We start from the raw sequence: 17,353 nt of genomic DNA, 5'->3' as shown, positions 1-17,353 counted from the left end.
AACGATTCGAGCAGGCCGTTATTTTATTACATAAACCCCTATTGATCCTACACCTTTAGTCCGGCGTCCGGCTGCCAAGCAGCTGCTCCAGCCCCTTGACGGTGAGCGGCCGACTGGTGAGAAACCCTTGATAATGCTGGCATCCTAGTGTTTTGAGGATGGCCAGCTGCGCCTCCTCTTCCACCCCTTCGGCGGTGACGGTAAAGCGGAAGACCTGGGCCAGATCGAGGATCGCCTTGACGATGGCTCTGTCCTGTTCGCTGTGTACCAGGGTCTGAATGAAGCTTCTGTCCAGCTTCACCTCATCGGCGGGCAGATCCCGCAGATAGGCCAGCGACGAGTAACCGGTGCCGAAGTCATCGATGGAGATGAGGATGCCGAGCTCCTTGAGCTGGCGCATTCTGGCGATACTCTCACGTCGATTCTCCAGCACTACCGACTCGGTCACCTCCAGCAGCAGGCGGGAGGGAGGCACGCCGGTATCGCGCAAGATGTACTCCACCTGTTGCACAAAGCCCTGTGTATGGAACTGGCGGGCGCTGACGTTGACCGACAGATGGGGGATCAGCAGGCCGCGGTTGAGCCAAAAGCTGTATTGGGCGCAGGCGGTCTTCATCACCCAGTAACCGATCTCGAGGATCAGGCTGGTCTCTTCGGCGATGGGAATGAACTCCCCGGGTGGCACCATGGTGCCGTCGCAGCGCTGCCAGCGCAGCAGAGCCTCGATACCCGACAGCGAGCCATTGTCGACCCGGTATTGGGGCTGATAGTGCAGTTGTAGTTCGTGATGGCGCAGGGCATCGCGCAACTGGTTGGTGAGGGTCAGGCGGTTTCTTTCCTGCTGGGCCATTGCCTCGGTGAAGAAGACGTAGCTGCCCTGACCTGTCCGCTTGGCGATGTGAGTCGCGGTGTCAGCCTGTTGCATCAGGACCAGATGATCCGTCTCGTTGCCGGAGAAGAGGCTGATCCCCACCGAGGCGCTGCAGTGCAGCTTGTGATCGCCGATGTCGAACGGGGTGCGAAACAGCCCCATCAGCTCGCGGGCGAAGTGCTCTGCCAGAATTTTGGCGGTGACTTCCCCTTGTCCCAGCTGGGTAAAGAGCAGGGCAAACTCATCCCCCGAGATGCGCGCCTGCACCAGATTGTCCTGGGGCAGCTCTTTGAAGCGTTGCACCACGGCCTGCAGCAGCAAATCGCCGCAGATGTGACCGAGGGAGTCGTTGATCGACTTGAAGTTGTCGAGATCGACCAGCAGCAGGGCGCCCCACTGGCCGTTGGGGGCACTCAGGGTCTGCTGCAAAATATGGTTGAGGCTGCGCCGGTTGTGCAGGCCACAGAGATCGTCGTAGTAGGCGAGCTGCTCGATGTGTCTGGCCGCCTCTTTTTCCTGAGTGATGTCGTAGAAGCTGCAGATGAAGTGGCTGAGCTCTCCCTGCTCATCCTTGACCCCGTTCACCATCAAGCGCACCGGAAAGAGGTGACCATCCTTGTGCAGGCAGCGCTCTTCTCCGAGCCAGAACGCCTGCTCGTTGACGGTACGGCTGACATCTTCCTTGAGATGATCCCCGTAGTAGGTGGGGCGCAGCTTGCGAATGGAGTGACCGATCACCTCTACCTCGCCAAATCCGGTGATCCGGCTAAAGGAGTGGTTCACCTTGAGGATGATGCCGTTGTGATCCATCACGATCAGTCCATCGTGGGTATTGAAGGCGACCTCAGCCAGCCGCAGCGCATCGTCGGCGGCGAGGCGCTTGAGCTCGATGGCGGCCCGCTCGTGCTGGCTGCTCAACAGATCCAGCAACTGCTCGGGCGCCTCAAGGGGGGTATCGAGCAGCAGGGTGATCTGGCCAATGGGGGCGCCGCTCTGGCCATGAAGCGGAATGCCGATGTAGGCGCTGGCATTGAGGGCCAGCAGCCGGGTTGCCTTGGGATAGCGCAGGGGCAGATCTTCCACATAGATGGCCTGACCGTGCTGGAACAGCTCCTGAGCGGGGCCGGGGTCGAGCTGGATGGGCTTGAGGGTGGGGAAGATCTCTTCATTTATGACGCAGCGGGGGATGATCCAGAGATCCTGACCGCGGGGTTGGAACTCGCCGATCCAGCCCACCCGGGCACCGCTGGCGCTCATGGCCCAGCTTACCAGGGTCTTGCAGTAGTCGATGCCGGTCTGTTGGTGCAGCTCGGGCGGGAGGGCCAACTCGGTACGGCGCTCTTCCGGTTGCGGTTGCCAGTGGCCGAGCAGCTGGGCGCTGCTGCGTACCAGTTGCAGCATCTCCTCGCTAAGGGGGGTGGGGTCGAGATATTCCAGACTCAGCACCCCGCACAGCTTGTCCTGCTCCAGCAGGGCGCCATCGAGGCGTGAGCGCACACCGGCACTGGTCAGATAGAGGTGATTGCTCAGCATCGGCTGGTGGGCAGCTTCCGAGAAGCTCAACGATTTGCGGGTTCGCAGGGCGCGGATATAGCGGCTGTCACCACGAATGGGGTAGAGCGCCTCGACCCCCAAAGTGAACACAGGGGTCAGCTGCTCGCAGCCCAGCTCGCCGTTGGCCTGATAGTGCCAGAGAATGAGCCGATCGGCCCCGATACACTCTTTAAGGGTCTCCAGCAGGAGCGCATACTGTTGCTGGCTTGCCATCTGGCTGAGACGTGGCAGTTGCAGTGCCAGATCGGCCACCGGAGCCTGGCGCTGGGTCTGCAGGCAGATAAGCCAGAAGCCCTCCTGCTCGTGAGCGAGGGCGATATGCCATCGCTGACTGGCAAAGCGGACTGTGATCTGGCCGCCATAGCCGTTGGTCAGCAGTTGCTCGATAGGCAGGCGCAGGGCATCGGGTAACTGGGCAGGCCAGGGGGCGCGCGGCTCGTCGAGCCAGTAGAGCGGGGTTTGCATCACGTCGGTCAAGGCGACCAGCCGTTGACTGCGCCGATCCAGCCGGAAAAAGAGTGGCGTCTGGCGGGCAGGAGGAAGATGACTGAGTGCGGTAGACGACATGAACAAACAACATCCTGTTAAGCAACCGTCGGGGTAGCAAGAATACTGCAAAATGGTGCGAAACAAAATTTCATTGAAATCTAAATTAGAAAGATCTAATTTATAACCCATTATCATGTATGAGGAGTCTTGCAGATGAAACGGATCCTGATTATCGGCGGTGTCGCGGGGGGCGCCTCGGCGGCGGCTCGTGCCCGTCGTTTGAGTGAAGAGGCCGAGATCGTGATGTTCGAGCGGGGCGAGTTTGTCAGCTTCGCCAACTGCGGTTTGCCCTACCACATCGGGGGGGATATCCCCGACCGGGATGCCTTGCTGCTGCAGACTCCCCAGAGTTTCAAGCGCCGTTTCAACGTCGATGTGCGGGTTTTCCACGATGTAATCGAGATCGACAAGGCGGGCAAGACCTTGCTGGTGCGCAACCTGCAAACCGGTGAAGAGCTGCGCGAGCATTACGATGTGCTGCTGCTGAGCCCGGGGGCTGCGCCGATCCGTCCTCCTTTCCCCGGTATCGACAGCCCCCGTGTCCATACCCTGCGCAATATCCCGGACATGGACCGGATCCTGGCCTCTCTTCACCATGATCAGCCACGCCACGTTACCGTGGTGGGCGGCGGCTTTATCGGGTTGGAGATGATGGAGGCGCTGCACCAGCGCAAGCTGGAGGTTACCCTGCTGGAGCTGGCCGATCAGGTGATGGCGCCGGTGGACAAAGAGATGGCCAACATGCTCCATGCCCGCATCCGGGAAGAGGGGATCGACCTGCGCCTGCGCACCGGCCTCACCGCCATCGAGAGTCTGGATCTGCCAGCCGAGAAGACCTCCGCCGTACCGACCGCCAAAAGCGGTGGCCTGCGCCTGACCCTCAATGACGGTTCCCATCTTGATACCGGTCTCTTGATCCTCGCCATCGGCGTCAAGCCGGAAACCCTGCTCGCCGCCAAGGCGGGGCTGGAGCTGGGGCCACGGGGCGGCATCAAGGTGGATGCCGGGATGCGTACCTCGGATCCCTTTATCTACGCGGTGGGGGATGCGGTGGAAGAGATTGACTTCGTCACCGGCGAAGCTGTGCTGATCCCGCTGGCGGGCCCCGCCAACCGGCAGGGGCGCATCGCCGCCGACAACATGCTGGGCCGAGCTGAAACCTACAAGAAGACGCAAGGGACCGCCATCTGCAAGCTGTTTGATCTGGCGGTGGCCAGCACTGGCCTCAACGAGAAGCGACTGGTGCAACTGGGATTGCCGTTCGAGAAGGTCTATGTCCACCCGGGCAGCCACGCCGGTTACTACCCCGGTGCCCATCCGGTCAGCCTCAAGCTGCTGTTTGCCCCGGATGGCAAGATTTACGGCGCCCAGGCCATCGGCAAGGATGGTATCGACAAGCGCATCGACGTGCTGGCGGTGGCCCAGCGCGCCGGTCTCACCGTGTTTGACCTGCAGGATCTGGAGCTTACCTATGCGCCGCCGTTCGGCTCAGCCAAGGATGTGATCAATATGGCGGGCTTTGTGGCAAGCAACCACCTGAAGGGGGACACCCTGCTCTGCCATGTGGCCGAGGTTGAGGCTCGTCACTCCCATCAGCTGGTGGTGGATGTGCGCAATGGCCCCGAGCTCGACAAGCTGGGCCGCATTCCGGGGGCGCTGCATATCCCCCTCGACGAGTTGCGTGGTCGCCTCCATGAGTTGCCCAAAGAGAAAGAGCTGCTGATCAGCTGTCAGGTCGGGCTACGCGGCCATGTCGCCTGCCGCTTGCTGAGCCAGCACGGCTTTAAAGTGAAGAATCTCTCCGGCGGCTTTAAAACCTGGCAGATGGCCACCGCCGAGTAACCGTTTTATTTCTGTGCCTGTTTGCCCCTCTCCCTTGTGCGTGCAAGATGAGGGGCTTTTTATCTCTGCTGTTTGCCCTCCTTGCATCCCCTAATTGCAGCAATATTTCGACACACTTTATTTCCCATGCCGGACAAAATTAACGTTTTGTTCAGGGGAGGGGCGTTATAAATCGTGCATCTTGGAACATGAACCGTGTAGTAGGGAGAGTGACATGTTGGATATGCTGATGGCCATTTGGCATCAGGATTTTGACGCCCTGGTTCAGATGCAGGCGGTGCATCTGCTGATCGGCTGCCTGATATTGGTGCTGCTGCTTGAGTCCGCTTTTGTCTTTATGCCTCTTCCGGGAGACAGTCTGGTGCTGCTGGCCGGGGGGCTGGTGGGCATGGGAGTATTTGGCCCCGAAGTGACCCTTATCTATCTGCCGTTGGCTGCTGGCATAGGATCTGTGCTCGCCTACTGGCAGGGGCGGGCACTGCAGCGCACCCGCTTTATGGATCATATCGAGCGGATGCTCCCCCCTGACAGCCTGCCCAAGGCGACCCGGCTGCTGCAAAAGTACGGTTTTCTGGCGATGTTCTCCTCCCGTTTTATCCCGTTTGTGCGAGTGCTGACTCCCATGTTGATGGGAATTGGCCGACTAAATGTGCTGCGCATGAGTGTGGCCAGCTTTGCCAGTGCCTTTATGTGGGCGCTCTGCCTCAGTTTGGTAGGCAAACTGGCGATGAATACTCCCTTCTTTCTCCACCACAGCGAACTGTTGACCCGGGCGCTGCTGATTACCTCGCTGGTGCTGTTTCTGGCGGCCGTCATGGCCATCCTGTTTCGCTGGTTCAAAGGCGGAGCAAAAAACGAGACCAGCCACGACTAGATGACAACCCTTGCCGCACTGGATCAGTGGGCAAGGGGATTCTCGTGCAGTAGGGGCGCGGAATTGTGCCCATTCGGGTAATGAGCTTTGTGTCGGGTGAGCAGGATGCCTTATCCTGTTTCCAGCCACGCTGCGTTTGCAGCGCTCCAACTCGGGATGGAACCTATGCGCCTCTTCGACTCTCCCTCTGCTTTTCACTGCTCTGCCGCTGGAATCGGCGCTCTGCGCCGCCGCTGGTCGACCCTGCTGCTTTGCGGGGTGGTTGGTTTGCTGTCTGGTTGCGGCCCTGACAAGCCCGCCAGCCAAGTACCGACCACAGAATCCACTGCGCAACAGGAAGCAGGCGCACCAACGACTGTGGTACAGGCCAATGCCCGTCAATATCGCGATGCCCCGGCGCTGGCGCTGGTCTTCTCCGGCACCCTGGCGCCCAAGGCCAACTGGCAGAGCTGGCTCTCGGTCAGTGAAGGGGGCAAGCAGCTGCAGGGGGAGTGGATCCTCGCCGACGATGGCCGCACCCTCTATTTCCCGAATGTTCAGCCCAATAAACGTTATGAGGTGAGCCTCAAGGCGGGGTTGGGCCCATCCCCTCAGAGCTGGACCCTCAAAACCCGGCCGCTGGAGGCGGGCGCGTCGTTTAGCGCCAGCGGCATGGTATTGCCACTTCGTCAGGAACTTCGCCTGCCCATCAGCGCGGTCAACGTGGACGAGGTCAATATCGATTTCTTTCGGGTCGATGCGGAATATCTGCCCCGTTTCCTGGCGGAATATCGCCCCGGTGCCGGCATGGGCAACTGGGAGCTTGAGCAGATCACCCAGCGGGCCAAGCGGGTATTCAGCGGCCGCTACGCCCTGGAGCTTGATGCCAACCGGCGCGAGACCCGCCTTATCAACGTCAAGGAGCCGCAACTGGCGGAGGCTGGCGTCTACTTTGCGGTGATGTCCCCCCTTGGCAACTACGACTGGCGCAAGGAGACCACCTATTTCGCGGTGAGCGACATGGGGCTCAGTGCCCGCCGTTACCGCGATCAGCTGGAGGTGTTCGTCAGCTCCCTGGCCAGCGCCGACCCCCTCAAGGATGTGCAGCTCTCCCTGCTCGACGAGAAGGGCAACCGGCTGCAGGTGCAACAGACCGACAACCGTGGCCACCGTCGCTTCGACCAGGTGCAGGGGGCCCGCCTGCTGCTGGCCGAACAGGGCACCCATCTGGCGGTGCTGCGCCTCGATGGGGCTGCGCTCGATCTCTCCACCTTCGATCTCGGCACCCAGCCCTGGCAGGCCCAGCAGCTCTATCTGTTTAGCGGGCGTGACCTCTATCGCCCCGGCGAGCGGCTCGACAGTCAGATCCTGCTCAAGGGCCAAGATGGCCAGCTGCTGCCGGGCATGGCGGTAGAGCTGGAGGTGAAACAGCCGGACGGCCAGCTGCTCGAACAGAAACGGCTGCTGCCGGACAATTTGGGGGCGGCCCACTACGGTCTGCGTCTGCCGGATGATGCGCCGCTCGGGCGCTGGACCATCAACCTCAAGACCGCTGCCGGCAGCCGCTTCGAGTGGCCCTTTTTAGTGGAGGAGTTTTTGCCGGAGCGGCTCAAACTGCAGCTTGGCAAGGGGCCGGATGGTGAAGTGACGGATTTGGACGCCGCCCTCACCCTGCCACTGCAGGGGGACTATCTCTACGGTGCGCCCGCGAGCAGCACCAAGGCGAAGGCGGAGGTGAAAATCAGCCGCGCTACCATGCCCTTTACCCAGTGGCAGGAGTTCACCCTGGGTGACGTACTGCTCGCCGAGCAGGCCAAGGATCTTGAGGCGCGCAGTCTCACCCTCAACGCGCAGGGGCAGGGGACGTTTTCGCTTACCGATGAGCTCGATGGAGTGCGCGTGCTCGGGCCGCTGGAGGTGGCCTATCGGGTCTCCCTCGCCGAGCCCGGCGGCCGCGCCGTCAATCGCAGCCGCACCCAGTATGGCTGGCCCGCGGGCAGCCAGTGGCCGGCGCTCAAGGCCGATTTTGTGGCGGATCGGGTAGAGGGGGGAAAGCCGCTCCCCTTCCAGATCCTCAACCTTGATGAGCAAGGTCAACCGGTGGCGGGGTCGGTGAAGGTGCGTCTTATCAACGAGTACCGCGACTACTACTGGCACTACGCCGATGGCGAGGGGTGGAAGTACGAGTTTAACAGCCAGCCCTATCTGGAGCAGGAGCAGACCCTGCAGCTGGACGGCAAGGGGCCGACCCCGCTCACGCTGCAACTGGCGGCGGGCTGGTATCGATTGGAGGTGGAGAACAGTCAGGGCCATCAATCGAGCCTGCGGGTGGAGATCGGTCGTTACGCCTGGGGCGGCGGTGGCGAGCAGGCGCGGCCCGACAAGATTGCCATCACCCTCGACAAACGCGCTTATCAGGCGGGTGACAAGGCCAAAGTGACGCTGGTGGCCCCGCGCCCCGGCAAGGGCTTGCTGCTGGTGGAAGATGGCGACGGCTTGCGCTGGTGGCAACGCATCGAGCTCAAGGGGGCCGATGGCGATGCCAAGGATGCCCGCGGCGAGTTCGAGATCCCGGTCAGCCCCGAATGGCTGCGTCATGATCTGCACATTTCGGCCCAGATCGCCGCGCCAGACAGCGCCTCCAGACCAGTCGGCAAGCAGCAGGGGCAGAGCCTGCGCTCGGTCGGGCTGGTGCCGCTCACCCTGGATCGGGAAGCGCGCCGTCTGCCGCTCACCCTGAGCGCGCCTGATAAAGCGGTGCCGCTCACCCGACTGGAAGTGACCGCCACCTCCACCCCCAACAGTCAGGGGCGGGTGGTGCTGGCGGCGGTGGATCGGGGGGTGCTCAACATCAGCGACTACCAGCCTCTCGACCCGTTCGAGATCTTCTTTGGCCGCAAGCGCTTCGCGCAAGATTTGTTCGACAACTACGGGCAAGTGATCCCGCCGCAGGATGGCAAGCTGGCCCGACTCAACTATGGGGGTGACCGGGCGTCGCTGAAAAAGGGTGGCGCGCTGGAGAGCCGGGTCGAGATAGCTGCGCTCTGGAGCGGCGAGGTGAGTTTTGACCAGCAGGGCAAGGCGTTGATCCCGCTCGAACTGCCCAACTTCAACGGCGAGTTGGCACTGATGGCATTGGCCTGGAACGAACAGCAGGTCGGCGAGGCCGAGCGCGCCGTCAAGGTGGTGGCGCCCCTGGTGGCCGAGATCGGCTGGCCGCGCTTTGGCGCCAGAGGGGATGAGACCCGGGCGCTGGTGCAGCTGCGCAACATGAGCGGCGAGGATCAGACCCTCTCCCTTGTCTGGACCCTCAATGGCGGGCTCAAGGCACATGGCGAGTTGCCCGGCACCCTGTCCCTTAAAAATGGCGAGGAGCAGTGGTTGACTCTGCCGCTCACCGTGACCGGGGCGAGCGGTGTGGCGAGCTTGCAGTTGGCGGCCAGCGGCAAGGATTTTGCCATCAGCCGCGACTGGACTTTGCCGCTGCGCTCCCCCTGGCCGGCCGAGACGCGCCAGCGTTACCAGATGCTGGCTCCCGGCCAACAGATGAGCTTTGCGCCAGCTGAGCTGGCCGGGCTGGATCCCACTAACCTGCAGGGGCTGCTCAGCCTCTCCGGCACCCCGCCCTGGGATCCGGCAACCCAGTGGCAGGCGCTGGCCGACTACCCCTACGCCTGTCTGGAGCAAACCTTGTCCCGGGCCTGGCCTTACTTGCTGACCACGGCGGATGAGCGGGCCGCCTGGAGCAAACCCGCAGAGGGCAAGAAAGCTGCGAGCGAGGCGGATCTGCAGCGCGCCCTGCTGCAACGGTTGCAGCGGTTGCAATTGCCGAGCGGTGGCTTTGGTTTGTGGGATGGTCGCTCCGACGAGGAGCAGTGGCTCACCGCCTATGCCGCCGACTACCTGCTGGCGCGCAAGGAGGCAGGCGACGCCGTGCCGGAGGCGATGCTCAATCAGGCGCTGAACCGGCTGCAAAGCTATCTCACCGACAGCCAGTATGGCGAGCGCTGGAGCAGTGCCCCCGAGCACAGCCGGCTGGCCTATCAGGCCTACAGTGCCTATGTGCTGGCCCGGGTGGGCAAGGCGCCGCTCGCTACCTTGCGCCTTATCTGGGAGCAGCAGGCCGATCACGCTCGCTCCGGCTTGCCGCTTTTGCACCTCTCGCTGGCCCTCTCAGCCATGGGGGATGAGCAGAGCGCCGCCAAGGTCCTCAGCCGGGCATTGGCGACCGAGCGTGGTGACGACTATCTCGGGGATTACGGTTCGCCGCTGCGCGATCAGGCCCTCGAGCTTGCCTTGCTGCGTCAGCACAAGCTGGCTGCGGAGCGCTGGCCTGATCTCAGCGCCAAGGTGGCCGATACCCTGGCTCACCGTCAGTGGCTCAGCACCCAGGAGCGGCTCGCCCTGTTGCGACTCGCCCGTTTCGATCCGGCCGTCGACTGGCAGGCCGGGGTTGCTTCATCCTCTGGCAGCGACGCCTTGAATGGTTCGGCCCCGTTGCTGCTGGGTGCCCCCGAGGCACTGGCCGCCAGCGCCGTTACCAACGAGGGCAAGGGCTCCCTCTATGTGCAGCGCACCCTGGTAGGTTATCCCGAACAGGCGCCAGCACGGATCAGCAAGGGGATGAGTGTGACCCGCAGCTGGTTTAACAGCGACGGTCAGCGTTTTGATCCTGCCAAAGTGAAGGTGGGCGATCTGGTGGTGGTGCGGCTCAATGTCAGCAGCGAATCGGCGGTGCCTGATGCCCTGCTGGTGGAGATGGTGCCCGCTGGCTTCGAGCTGGAGAACCCGGCCCTTGGCAACAGCATCAAGCTCGAAGAGCTCTCCATTGAGGGGAAACCGGCGTGGCAGAGCGAGTGGAACGACTATCTCAAGCATCAGGCGTTTCGCGATGACCGCTACACGGCAGCGCTGGATCTGAGCGAGGGGAGCAACCAGCAGCTGGTCTACCTGATGCGGGCGGTGACGCCGGGTCGCTATCAGGTGCCGCCGACCCAGGTGGAGGATATGTACCGGCCCGAGCTGCGGGCTGTGGGTGAGGATATCCACGAGGTGCGTATCTCTGAGTAGCTGGCGCTTGATGGGTCGCAGACGCCCTCTGAGTAACGACCCCTCCCTTGAGCGGGTTCGCCCGCTCACTTTTTGGCAGCGTGGTTGGCTGAGCCTGGGTCGCACTGGCCGCGCTTGCTTGCTTTGGCTTGGTGGCCTGTCACGTTGGCTGCGCTTTTCGGTGCTGGGCGTTGTAGCACTGCTGCTGTCATTGCTGGCGCTGGATCGCATTTTCCCGCCGCCGCCACTCGACCCTGCCTACGCAAGGGTGGTGCTCGACATGAAGGGGCGACCGCTGCGCGCCTTTGCCGATACCAGCGGCGTGTGGCGCTACCCCGTGACCCTGGAGCAGGTCTCCCCCCGCTATATCGAGGCGTTGCTGGGTTACGAGGATCGCTACTTCTGGCGTCATCCCGGGGTTAATCCGGTGGCCATGGTGCGGGGGGTCTGGCAGTGGCTGCGCTACGGGCGGGCCGTGTCGGGCGGCTCGACCCTCACCATGCAGGTGGCGCGTCTTATCGAACCCTACCACAGGAGCGTGCCCGGCAAGCTGCGCCAGATGGCCCGTGCGCTGCAACTGGAGTGGCATTACGACAAGCGCACCTTGCTCACCGTCTACCTCAACCGGGCGCCGTTTGGCGGCAACCTGGAGGGGGTGCAGGCGGCAAGTTTTGCCTACCTTGGCAAGAGCGCTGCCAAGCTGACCCATGCCGAGGCGGCGCTGCTGGCGGTGCTGCCCCAGGCCCCCAGCCGCAACCGGCCGGACCGCCACCCCGAGCGGGCCCGCACCGCCCGTGACAAGGTAATGCAGCGGCTGGTGGCTCAGGGTGTCTGGCCCGAACAGGCGTGGCTGGAGGGACGCATCGAGCCGGTGCTGGCCCGCGGTCACTTCACGCCGATGGAGGCGCCGCTGTTTGCCCGCCTCGCTGCCAACCATCAGGCGGGAGCGCTGGTGCACACCACTATCGATGGCGATCTGCAGCGCTGGCTGGAGGGTCGGGTGGCGAGCTATATCCGCCGTTTCCCCGAGCAGACCTCCGCCGCCCTGCTGCTGGTGGACAACCAAACCATGGCGGTGCGCGCCTATGTGGGCAGCGCCGAGTATGGCAATTTGCGCCGCCACGGTTATCTGGACATGGTGCAGGCGATCCGCTCCCCCGGCTCTACCCTCAAGCCCTTTATCTACGGTCTGGCGATGGACGAGGGGCTGGTGCACTCGGCTTCTCTGCTCTCCGATGCGCCAAGACTGGGCTCGGATTATCGTCCCGCCAATTTCTCCGGTGCCTTTCAGGGGCCAGTGACCCTGGCTCAGGCGCTGCAGCAATCCCTCAATGTGCCGGCGGTGCAGGTGCTGGAGGCGCTTGGGGCCGACAAGCTGGTCAGCCGTCTCGACAATGCCGGAGTGCGGCTGGCGCTCTCCGATAAACCCAATCCGGCCATTGCGCTGGGGGCGGCAGGCATTCGGCTCGAGCAGCTGGTGGCGCTCTACAGTGCGCTGACCCGGCAGGGGCAGGTAGCGATGCCGGTCTGGCTGGCGGAGCAGCAGGCGGTGTCACGCCCTTTGCTGAGCCCGGGAGCGGCCTGGATCGTCTGGCAGATATTGAGCGCGCAGGGGCGGGCGGATCAACCCTTTACCAGCGAGGCAACCGGCCGGGTTAACCGGCTGGCCTGGAAGACCGGCACCAGCTATGGCTATCGCGACAGCTGGGCTATGGGGGTCTCCGGGCGCTGGACCATCGGCGTCTGGCTGGGGCGCCCCGATGGCACCCCCATGCCCGGCTTTTACGGCCAGAGTGCGGCGGTGCCGCTGCTGCTGTCGGTCTACTCGCGGTTGGCTGACAACAGCCCTCTGCCGGCACAACCCAACACGGTGAGCGAAGCCGAGATCTGCTGGCCGTTGGGGCGCAAAATGAGCGCGACTCTGCCAGAAGCCTGTTTGCAGCGACAGAGCGCCTGGTTGCTGGAAGGGCGGGATCCTCCCACCTTGCCGGATCCCATGGATTGGCCCTCGCCACTGCGCCAAGTTGCACTGAACGCCGAGGGCAAGCCGACCCTGACCCGCTGCCAGGATGCGGCGCAATCCGCTTTTCGGGCGCTCTGGCCGCTGTCGCTGGAGCCGTGGCGAACGCCCGACGAGCGACGACAGGCGCTGCTTGCCAGCGGCTGCGCGGGAGAGGGGCAGCGCGCCGAGCTGCAGTCCCCTATTCGCATTGTGGCGCTGGGGGAGGGCAACCTTATCCGCAGTCAGCGCTACCGGTTGCAGCCCAAGGTGCTCGGCGGTGTCGGTAAGCCAGCCTGGTTTCTCAACGGCCAACGGCTGCGCTGGGACGGGGATCAGGTGCTGAGCGTGGCGGGTCGTTATCAGCTGGTGGTGGTGGATGAAGCGGGCAACAGCGATCGTATCGAGTTTCGTGTGGTGCATCCTGACAGTGATACCGGCACCATCATCCGTTGAACATTTTGCCGACAGCCATTGAGGTGAATGTAATTAACTATTTGAAATGCATCAATATTTGATTGGATGGGTTGATTTATGAATAATTACGAATTCATTAAAATCCAATCGGGAGTTCTCTTTTGCTGCGTGTTCTGTGTCCCTTGCTGGTGCTGATGAGTTCGGGCTGTACCACGACCAATCATGGTGATCACCATGTTTCTCCTGAACGTACCGGGTTCTATTCACCTTTCGAACCTGCTTCCGAGAGTTTTGCGCGTTGTTATCAGAAACAGTTTGCCTGTACCCCTGCCAATATCCGCCGTGACCAGGCAATAGAGGCGCGCAAACAGGCGCAAGAGCAGGTCAATCACCGAGGTGATGATTGGTAGGCCGCAGATAACGGAAGGGGTTGGCAGAGGCCAACCCCTTTTTGCATGCCGCTGTTTCAACCCGGTTGGCGCAGATGACCGAGCCGGGTGAAGAAGTGTTGGCTCTTGCGCTGGTGAAAATGGCTCTTCTTGATGGGATGGAAGATGAGATTGCTTGCAGGATGGCTTGCCGTTAACTGGTGGAGCATCGCCATGGCAGGCAGGCTGGTGCTGACGAGTGTGGTAAGTGGCATGCTGATGGTCTCGGGCCCCAGCAGTTGATTGAGCCTCTGCCGGGCCTGCTCGAAGCGAGTCAACACGGCGGGATCGGCGTAGCCGCTGCCCAGCATGGCGAGCAGAGCGTTGAGAGCCAGATGAAATTCGGCCAGCTGTTGACGAAAGCCGCTGCGCCCGCGCAGGGCAATCAGTTCGGCAAACGGAATGTCGGCCAGGTGAGTGGGCACTTGCAGCGGGATCTCGAGGTGGAAGCAATCCTGGCCACCCCGGTTATGGTAGCGGGATTCCAGCAGGTGGAGCAGGCGGTCGAGATAGTCGTGATCGGTAATGAGTGCCCCATCATTGGCGAGCGCCCACTCGCGGGCGAGACGCATGGAGAGCAGGTTGGCAAAGCGGCGCGCCATTCTGATCCCCCCCTCATCCCGGGTTGCAAAGCCGTGGCTCAGGCAAAAACCGTGCAGTCGCTCCAGTCCCGCCTGATCCGGGCAGAAGCAGTCGTGGTTGGCCTCTTGACGCCAGCGGGTCACCAGCTCCTTGTTGCCAAATACCTTGTGGCGAACAAAGTCGGGGGTGAGCAGACCGGTGAGTTGGCTTTCGAGTTGCGGAGTAATAGCGGCAAAGAAAGCAGCATCTGGTCGCTCGGCCAGCAGGTCTGTCTGTTGCTCGATGCTCTGTTGCAGGGCGATAAGACCGCTCTTTTCGCTGACGGTGAAGACAAAGGCGAGCCGCTCCAGATAGAGCAGGGCAAACTTGAGCCAGAGTTCGTCTCGTACTTCCATGCCCGGGTAGTAGATGTAAGTTTTTACCACTTTAAAAACAATGCCTTATAGTTACTTGCCGTTTTCTTGGGGCGCGGTTGGGGCAATATGGCCTTTTGATGTCATCAGGTCCCCGATCCGCGCAGCCTGGAACCTATGGCGGATATGATCCACTTCCCGTAACTGGACTGACACATTTCAAGGTCTGAGTGACCCATCTGGTCGGCGATATAATCGAGGTTTTCTTGCGATGTCAAATGCCAACGGGTGAAAGTGTGCTTGCGTGGGTTAGGCTCCTGTTTGCTTCCGTTGCGTCGTGCAACGGGGTCTTGCTTTGTGAGTGGGCCCGCAATTGTGTCGCTGGTACGACGGAGTTGGCGATAATCCGGCGTGCTGTGGCAGGCAATGTGGTAATGTGTCGCCCTTTTTTGCCGGATGGGCCGGCACTGGTCTCGTGAAATGGGAGCCGTATGCAGAAAATCGACGTAATGGAGAGGCTGATGCCGCAGATCATGTGTCCGGCATGGCCGACGCACGCAACCGAACAACAGGATGGGGTTTATCCCCTCTGGCAGGTGACCCATGCTGGCTAACGAATCCATGCGCCTGAACAAATACATCAGCGAAAGCGGTATTTGCTCGCGCCGCGAGGCCGACCGCTTTATCGAGCAGGGCCACGTCTTTATCAACGGCAAGCGGGCCGGGATCGGCGATCAGGTGCAGGTTGGTGATCTGGTGAAGGTCAACGGTCAGGTGATCGAGCCGCGCGAGGCGGACAGTCTGGTGTTGATCGCCCTCAACAAGCCGGTGGGCATCGTCAGTACCACAGAGGCGGGCGAGAAGGACAACATCGTCGATTTCGTCAACCACAGTACCCGGGTCTTCCCTATCGGGCGGCTCGACAAGGATTCGCAGGGACTGATTTTCCTCACCAACCACGGCGATCTGGTCAACAAGATCCTGCGGGCTGGCAACGATCACGAAAAAGAGTATCTGGTGACCGTCGACAAGCCGGTGACCGACGAGTTTGTGCGCGGCATGGCTGCCGGGGTGCCGATCCTCGGTACTGTCACCAAGAAGTGCAAGGTGAAGAAAGAGGCGCCGTTTGTCTTTCGCATCACCCTGGTGCAGGGGCTTAACCGCCAGATCCGCCGCATGTGCGAGTACTTCGGTTTTGAAGTGGCCAAGCTCGAGCGCATCCGCATCATGAACGTCAGCCTCAAGGGATTACCGGTGGGCGAGTGGCGCGATCTCACCGACGACGAGCTGATCGACCTGTTCAAGCTGATTGAGGACTCCTCCTCCGAGGTGAAACCGGCCAAAGGCGACAAACCGAAGGCGGCCAAGGCCCCTGCGGGGCAAAGCGCCAAGCCGGGGCAGGGCAAGAAGCCGCGCCGCGATGACGATCACGAGATTGGCGGGCGCCCCAATGTGCCGGGCCCGGAAGCCTTCGAGAAGAAGCTGCCGGTGGGCAAGGGTGGCGCGGGCAAAGGTGCTGCCAACAAGGGCGGTGCTGGCAAAGGGGCTCCCGGCAAGGGTGGCAAACCGGCAGCAGGCAAGCCGCGTACCGCGAACGCCGGACGGCAGAAGAAGGGGCGCTGAGTTCGCCCGCTGCGTCCTTTTTGCTCTCCAATACACCGGCCTCTGGCCGGTGTATTGCTTTTGCGCCCCGGTTTTGCGGGGGATTACCAACCAACCTGAGTAACGCGGCGGCCGCTTGGCCTTGATTCAGCGGCCTGGTTGCTCTGCCAGCTTGCGCTCATAGTCGCGCTGAACGATGGCCAGTGCCGCCAGCACCAGCTCGGGGGCCAGCTCATTGGTTTCCAGCAGTTCGATAAGATCCACCGCGAGTTTCACCTCGGGCGGGGCAGTTTCCAGTGACATGGGCAGGGTTCCGGTTGCGGGAAGAGGGGGGATTATACAGGGGCGCCGCCGTTGGCCGAAAGCGCCCCGCTCTGTCGGGCAGGGGGTCACCAAGGTCAGAGGTGCTGGCGCATCTCCTTGTCGATCTCCTCGCGCAGGGCGATCAGCTTTTTGGCGTACTGCTGCAACTGCAGATCGCTCTCGCTCACCGGTTGCCACTGGGGCACCGGGGTCGGTTTGCCCTGCTCATCCATCGCCACAAAGATGATGATGCAGTGGGTGGTCTTGTGGCGCTCGGTCTCGGTGGGGTGGCGACTGTAGACATCCACCGCCAGATGCATGCTGGTGGTGCCGGTGTGGATCACCTGGGCGTGCACCTCCACCAGCTGGCCAATCTGGATGGGGCGCAAAAAGCGGATCCCCCCCACGTAGACGGTCACCGCATAGCCGCCGCACCAGCCGGCGGCGCAGGCATAGCCCGCCTGATCGATCCACTTCATCACCATGCCACCATGGACCTTGCCGCCGAAATTGACGTCGGAGGGCTCGGCCAGAAATTGCAGGGTCAGTTCGCGATTGGGCACAGTCATATCCTTATTGCCTGAAGAGTTTCCCTGAGCTTTGCCCCATCGGCCTGCCCGGTCAAGGGTTCATCCCCGATTCAGGGGAGCGGAGTCACTATCTTGCTCTATTGACGGGAACATAGCCGCAGGAGTGACACCATGAAACAGATGCTGGAACAGTTGCTGGGGGCTGGCAAAGGCTGGCTCAACGACGGGGGCGACAAGCGCAAAGGGCAGATACAGGGGGCGCTGGCCGGTGGCGCGCTCGGACTGCTGCTGGGCAACAAGAAGATGCGCAAATATGGCGGCAAGGCTGCAACTGTGGGCGGCGCCGCAGCCCTTGGCGGGTTGGCTTACAAGCTCTATCAGGATTGGCAGGCCCAGCAGGCGGCGCCGCCCACAGTTGCAG

The 17,353-nt window shown here is 62.2% G+C and carries 11 protein-coding genes; 7 read left to right on the top strand and 4 right to left on the bottom strand.

All coding sequences use genetic code 11. From position 1 onward, the window contains the following. Window positions 1-55: 55 nt before the first annotated feature. The gene (locus tag BN1117_RS02035; RefSeq protein WP_040094531.1) at window positions 56-2,992 is read right to left on the bottom strand and encodes a sensor domain-containing phosphodiesterase; all 2,937 of its coding nucleotides are present in this window, start codon (window positions 2,990-2,992) and stop codon (window positions 56-58) included. Window positions 2,993-3,127: 135 nt separating this feature from the next. On the opposite strand from BN1117_RS02035, the gene BN1117_RS02030 reads away from it, so the two are divergent. The 5 genes from BN1117_RS02030 (at window position 3,128) to BN1117_RS02010 (ending at window position 13,544) form a co-directional block, all read left to right on the top strand. Next, entirely contained in the window at window positions 3,128-4,816 is a 1,689-nt protein-coding gene (locus BN1117_RS02030) for an FAD-dependent oxidoreductase (RefSeq protein ID WP_040094529.1), read from the top strand. A gap of 214 nt (window positions 4,817-5,030) precedes the next feature. Further along, the gene (locus BN1117_RS02025) at window positions 5,031-5,690 is read left to right on the top strand and encodes a DedA family protein (RefSeq protein ID WP_040094527.1); all 660 of its coding nucleotides are present in this window, start codon (window positions 5,031-5,033) and stop codon (window positions 5,688-5,690) included. Window positions 5,691-5,855: 165 nt separating this feature from the next. After that, window positions 5,856-10,739 (top strand): alpha-2-macroglobulin family protein, encoded by a 4,884-nt coding sequence (locus BN1117_RS02020; RefSeq protein ID WP_040094526.1) that lies wholly within the window; start codon window positions 5,856-5,858, stop codon window positions 10,737-10,739. Window positions 10,740-10,749: 10 nt separating this feature from the next. Next, window positions 10,750-13,173 carry a penicillin-binding protein 1C gene (pbpC, locus tag BN1117_RS02015; protein ID WP_040094524.1) on the top strand — a complete coding sequence of 808 codons (2,424 nt, stop codon included), beginning with the start codon at window positions 10,750-10,752 and terminating at the stop codon, window positions 13,171-13,173. A 122-nt stretch (window positions 13,174-13,295) separates the two neighbouring features. Further along, a complete protein-coding gene (locus BN1117_RS02010) occupies window positions 13,296-13,544 on the top strand; it encodes a hypothetical protein (RefSeq protein WP_040094522.1) in 249 nt (82 codons plus the stop codon). Window positions 13,545-13,600: 56 nt separating this feature from the next. Here the strand turns inward: BN1117_RS02010 and BN1117_RS02005 are convergent, their stop codons facing one another. Next, window positions 13,601-14,539 (bottom strand): hypothetical protein, encoded by a 939-nt coding sequence (locus tag BN1117_RS02005; RefSeq protein ID WP_040094635.1) that lies wholly within the window; start codon window positions 14,537-14,539, stop codon window positions 13,601-13,603. Window positions 14,540-15,100: 561 nt separating this feature from the next. On the opposite strand from BN1117_RS02005, the gene rluF reads away from it, so the two are divergent. Beyond that, on the top strand, window positions 15,101-16,120 hold the full coding sequence (gene rluF / locus BN1117_RS02000) for a 23S rRNA pseudouridine(2604) synthase RluF (RefSeq protein ID WP_040094521.1): 1,020 nt from the start codon (window positions 15,101-15,103) through the stop codon (window positions 16,118-16,120). Window positions 16,121-16,246: 126 nt separating this feature from the next. Here rluF and rsmS read toward each other — a convergent pair whose 3' ends face one another. Then, entirely contained in the window at window positions 16,247-16,402 is a 156-nt protein-coding gene (rsmS, locus tag BN1117_RS18840) for a pleiotropic regulatory protein RsmS (protein WP_082032537.1), read from the bottom strand. A 95-nt stretch (window positions 16,403-16,497) separates the two neighbouring features. Next, a complete protein-coding gene (locus tag BN1117_RS01995; protein ID WP_040094519.1) occupies window positions 16,498-16,971 on the bottom strand; it encodes an acyl-CoA thioesterase in 474 nt (157 codons plus the stop codon). 132 nt (window positions 16,972-17,103) lie between these two features. Between BN1117_RS01995 and BN1117_RS01990 the strand changes: the two genes are divergently transcribed. After that, the coding region (locus BN1117_RS01990; RefSeq protein WP_040094517.1) for a DUF533 domain-containing protein at window positions 17,104-17,353 on the top strand (250 nt) is incomplete at its 3' end.

The sequence above is a fragment of the Aeromonas australiensis genome, assembly GCF_000819725.1.
Taxonomy (GTDB): Bacteria; Pseudomonadota; Gammaproteobacteria; order Enterobacterales; family Aeromonadaceae; genus Aeromonas; species Aeromonas australiensis.
Note: the sequence above shows the minus strand (reverse complement) of the source record. Positions and strands in the feature narration are given on the sequence as shown.

What these genes read in the sequence shown, in the direction of transcription:
- BN1117_RS01995 (WP_040094519.1), bottom strand. Translation starts at nt 16,971, where the DNA reads ATGACTGTGCCCAATCGCGAACTGACCCTGCAATTTCTGGCCGAGCCC.
- BN1117_RS02005 (WP_040094635.1), bottom strand. Translation starts at nt 14,539, where the DNA reads ATGGAAGTACGAGACGAACTCTGGCTCAAGTTTGCCCTGCTCTATCTG.
- BN1117_RS02035 (WP_040094531.1), bottom strand. Translation starts at nt 2,992, where the DNA reads ATGTCGTCTACCGCACTCAGTCATCTTCCTCCTGCCCGCCAGACGCCA.
- rsmS (WP_082032537.1), bottom strand. Translation starts at nt 16,402, where the DNA reads ATGTCACTGGAAACTGCCCCGCCCGAGGTGAAACTCGCGGTGGATCTT.
- BN1117_RS02020 (WP_040094526.1), top strand. Translation starts at nt 5,856, where the DNA reads ATGCGCCTCTTCGACTCTCCCTCTGCTTTTCACTGCTCTGCCGCTGGA.
- pbpC (WP_040094524.1), top strand. Translation starts at nt 10,750, where the DNA reads ATGGGTCGCAGACGCCCTCTGAGTAACGACCCCTCCCTTGAGCGGGTT.
- BN1117_RS02025 (WP_040094527.1), top strand. Translation starts at nt 5,031, where the DNA reads ATGTTGGATATGCTGATGGCCATTTGGCATCAGGATTTTGACGCCCTG.
- rluF (WP_040094521.1), top strand. Translation starts at nt 15,101, where the DNA reads ATGCTGGCTAACGAATCCATGCGCCTGAACAAATACATCAGCGAAAGC.
- BN1117_RS02030 (WP_040094529.1), top strand. Translation starts at nt 3,128, where the DNA reads ATGAAACGGATCCTGATTATCGGCGGTGTCGCGGGGGGCGCCTCGGCG.